Source organism: Variovorax sp. P1_H12_2 (assembly GCF_056405335.1).
Window position 1 is genome coordinate 1 of sequence record NZ_JBFUCI010000524.1, and the last position, 3,837, is coordinate 3,837.

Genomic DNA, 3,837 nt, shown 5'->3' on the forward strand with positions numbered 1-3,837 from the left:
CGCCACCCTCAACTTCGAGATCGAGCTGATCTCAGTCAAAAGCAAGTAAATAGCTCGCCCCCAGGTTGGGCTCACTGCGTGTAGCCCGCCCACCCCCTACCGGGGGCAATACCAGCGGCCCGGCGAAGCCGGTTCCGCGGTATTCCTGGAAGGGAGGCAACGCCGTCAGAAGGGTTGGAACTGGTAGAGCCAGGTTTCTGACAGGGTCTGGTCGCCGTTCTTCAGGAAGAGCCGCATGTCGACCGGTTCGTTGCCTTCGGCCGTGAAGTCGAATTGCGCGCGCCAGTGGCCCGGCACGCCGTTCGGCACGGCTTCCGCGAAGATGTAGGAAAACTTGCCGCGCGAGGCGGTGAGCACCAGCTCGGGCTTGACGCCGAAGGGCAGCGACTCCAGCGGCTTGCCAATGAACTCGACCATGAACTTGCGCACGCCCGGCGGCCGCGGCTGGCCGGGCTGGCCGCCGCGCCCGAGGCGGGTGGCGACGCAGCGCGCGAGCGGCGACGGGAAGGGCTCCTCCGCGGTCCAGTAGAGCCGGTACTTGAGCGTCACGCTCGAGCCCGCCGTGGCCGGCGCCTTGGGCACCCAGCAGGCGAGCACGTTGTCGTGGATCTCGTCGTCGGTCGGGATTTCGATCAGCTGCACCGAGCCCTCGCCCCAGGCGCCGAGCGGCTCGACCCACAGGCTGGGCCGCTTCTCGTAATAGACGCCGTCCTGGTAGTGGTCGAAGCCGCGGTCGCGCTGCAGCAGGCCGAAGCCCTTCGGGTTGTTGTCGCTGAAGGACGAGGCGCGGGTCTGGGTCGGGTTGTTGAGCGGCCGCCAGATGCGCTCGCCGGCGCCGTTCCACATCGCCAGGCCGTCCGAATCGTGCACTTCGGGCCGCCAGTCGATGCCGGTGGGCTTCACGGTCTCGGAGTACCAGTACATCGAGGTCAGCGGCGCGAGCCCGAAGCGGCCGACGTCGCGGCGCAGGAACAGGCGGCATTCGATGTCCATCAGCACGCCCTTGCCGCGCTGCAGGACGAACTTGTAGGCGCCGGTGATGCTGGGCCCCTCGAGCAGCGCATAGATCGTCATGGCATCCGAGCCCTGGGCCGGCGGCTCGAAGTAGAAGCGCGTGAAGGTCGGGAACTCCTCCGGCCGATCGGGCATCGCGGCGTCCAGCGCGATGCCGCGCGCCGACAGGYCGTACTGGTAGAGCTCGCCGATGGCGCGAAAGTACGAAGCGCCGAGGAAGGCGGCCCAGTCGTTCTTCTGCCAGGGCAGCCTGGCCTGGTCGCCGAGGCGGCTTTCCTGCAGCCGGAAGCCCGCGAAGCCGGCGCCGTCGGGCAGCTTCTTGGCCGGGCTGTCGTCGGGCATCGTGAAGTAGGCCGGGTCGTAGAGGATCTCGCGCGCGAAGCCGTCGCCGCTCGCGTTCTCGAGCACGTACATGTGGACCGGCACCTGGAAATAGCGCCCCAGGTGGAAGAAGGTCACCGGGAACGGGCCCGGGCCGTCGCGGAACAGCGCGTGGTCGGTGTTGAACCGGATCTTGCCGTGGGCGTCGTAGTCGATCCGCTCCAGCACGTCGGCCGGCAGCGAGGTGTCGCCGACGAAGGGCGCGGCGCCCAGCGACTTCGCCCGGGCGACCAGGCGTTCGAAGGAGAAAGGACTCGGCTGGCTGAGCTTGAGGCCGTTGGCCGCGAGGGCTTCGGCAGGCAGTCCGAGGGCGGCGAGCGCCAGCGAGGCGCCACCGGCGGTGAGGAGTGAGCGACGGTCGATCATGTGGGCCAAATGGTAACGAGGCGGCGGCCGGCAGCCCGTAGGCCGGGGCCCTGAAACAAAATCCAGGTCCGGTGGTGCAGGCGTCGTCCTACATGCGAATTCGAAAGCAAGACACGGAGTGCGTTGTCTTTCGTCGTTCCCTACAGTGAACGCATCGATTCACCGCAACACCACGAGGACGCAGATGAACATGAGCAACACCAATGAAATGCGGGCGCTCGCCACGGCGAGCGATCCGCGCTGGGCGGCGGTTGCCGCACGCGATCCGGCGGCGGACGGCCGCTTCGTCTATTCGGTCCGGACCACCGGCGTGTACTGCCGGCCGTCCTGCGCCGCGCGGCCGGCCCGCCCCGAGAACGTGGACTTCCATGCCACCGCGGCCGAGGCCGAGCGCGCCGGGTTCAGGCCCTGCATGCGCTGCAAGCCCGACCAGCCGGTACGCGCCGAGCGCGAAGCGGCGCGGATCGCCGAGCTGTGCCGGTTCATCGAGGGCGCGGAGCCGGCGCCCACCCTGGACGCGCTCGCCGAGCGCGCCGGTCTCAGCAGCTCGCACCTGCACCGCCTCTTCAAGGAGGTCACGGGGCTCACGCCGAAAGCCTATGCGGCCGCGCATCGCGCCCGCCGCGTGCGCGAGGAACTGGGCCGCAGCGACACGGTGACGAGCGCGATCTACAACGCCGGCTACAACTCCAACGGGCGCTTCTACGAGAACGCCGACGGGATGCTGGGCATGACGCCCACCGCCTGGCGCGACGGCGGGGCCGACACCGAGATCCGCTTCGCCATCGGCGAGTGCGCGCTCGGCGCGATCCTGGTCGCCCGGAGCGCGCGCGGTGTCTGCGCGATCGCGCTGGGGGACGATCCCGACGCCCTGGCGCGCGATCTGCAGGACCGCTTCCCGAAGGCCCGCCTGATCGGGGGCGATGCCGGCTTCGAAGCGCTGGTCGCCCAGGTGGTCGGCTTCGTCGAGGCGCCGGGCCTCGGCCTCGATCTGCCGCTGGACCTGCGCGGCACGGCTTTCCAGTTGCGCGTCTGGCAGGCGCTGCGCGAAATCCCCACCGGGGCGACCGCCAGCTACAGCGAGATTGCCGAGCGCATCGGCGCGCCGAAGGCGGTGCGCGCCGTGGCGCAGGCCTGTGGCGCCAATGCGCTGGCGGTGGCCATCCCCTGCCATCGCGTGGTGCGCAGCGACGGCAGCCTCTCGGGCTACCGCTGGGGCGTGGAGCGCAAGGGGGCGCTGCTGCGGCGGGAGGCGGAGCATGTGCGCCGCTCGCACCGCAGCACGGAGCTTGGCCAATGAGCGCACGTGAGGTGAGCACGGTCGATTGGGCGGCGGTGGGCGTCGATCTCGACGCGCAGGGCAGTGCCCTGATCCCGGGACTGTTGACGCCGGATCAATGCACAGCGATGGCCGCGCTCTATGCCGAGCAAGCGCCGTTCCGCAGCCGCGTCGTGATGGAGCGGCATGGCTTCGGGCGCGGCGAGTACAAGTATTTCGACTATCCCTTGCCGGGCCTGGTCGCGGGGCTGCGTGAAACGGTCTATCCGCAGCTCGCGCCGATCGCCAACCGCTGGAACCAGGCGATGGGCCTGGACGTGCGCTATCCGCCGCAGCATGCCGAGTTCATCGMGCGCTGCCATGCGGCCGGGCAATCGCGGCCGACGCCGCTGCTGCTGCAGTACGGGCCGGAGGACTACAACTGCCTGCACCAGGACCTCTACGGCGAGCAGGTCTTTCCGCTGCAGCTGGTGGTCCTCCTGTCCGAGCCGGGCCGCGATTTCACAGGCGGAGAATTCGTCATGACCGAGCAGCGGCCGCGCATGCAGTCGCGGCCGATGGTGCTGCCGCTGCGCCAGGGCGACGCGGCGGTGATCGCGGTGCACCAGCGGCCGGTGCAGGGCACGCGCGGCGTCTACCGGGTGAACCTGCGGCACGGCGTGAGCCGCGTGCGCTCCGGCAGGCGGCACACGCTGGGTATCATCTTCCAMGACGCGGCCTGAACCATGACCCTGGACCTGTTCGAACCCGACGCGCCGACGCTGGAGCCGCTGGAGCCCGGTGCGATGGTGCTGCGG

3 protein-coding genes are annotated in these 3,837 nt (G+C 69.8%); 2 read left to right on the plus strand and 1 reads right to left on the minus strand.

The window, feature by feature from the left end; genetic code table 11:
* Positions 1-165: 165 nt before the first annotated feature.
* A complete protein-coding gene (locus AC1D2K_RS31560) occupies positions 166-1,761 on the minus strand; it encodes an OpgD/OpgG family glucan biosynthesis protein (RefSeq protein ID WP_478093980.1) in 1,596 nt (531 codons plus the stop codon).
* Between the two features lie 184 nt (positions 1,762-1,945).
* On the opposite strand from AC1D2K_RS31560, the gene ada reads away from it, so the two are divergent.
* Positions 1,946-3,061: a bifunctional DNA-binding transcriptional regulator/O6-methylguanine-DNA methyltransferase Ada gene (ada, locus tag AC1D2K_RS31565; RefSeq protein WP_478093982.1), complete on the plus strand. Its 1,116-nt coding sequence runs from the start codon at positions 1,946-1,948 to the stop codon at positions 3,059-3,061.
* Positions 3,058-3,762, plus strand: coding sequence for a 2OG-Fe(II) oxygenase (locus AC1D2K_RS31570; RefSeq protein ID WP_478093984.1), 705 nt, complete (start codon positions 3,058-3,060; stop codon positions 3,760-3,762). The genes ada and AC1D2K_RS31570 overlap by 4 nt, the downstream gene beginning before the upstream one ends.
* Positions 3,763-3,837: the final 75 nt, after the last annotated feature.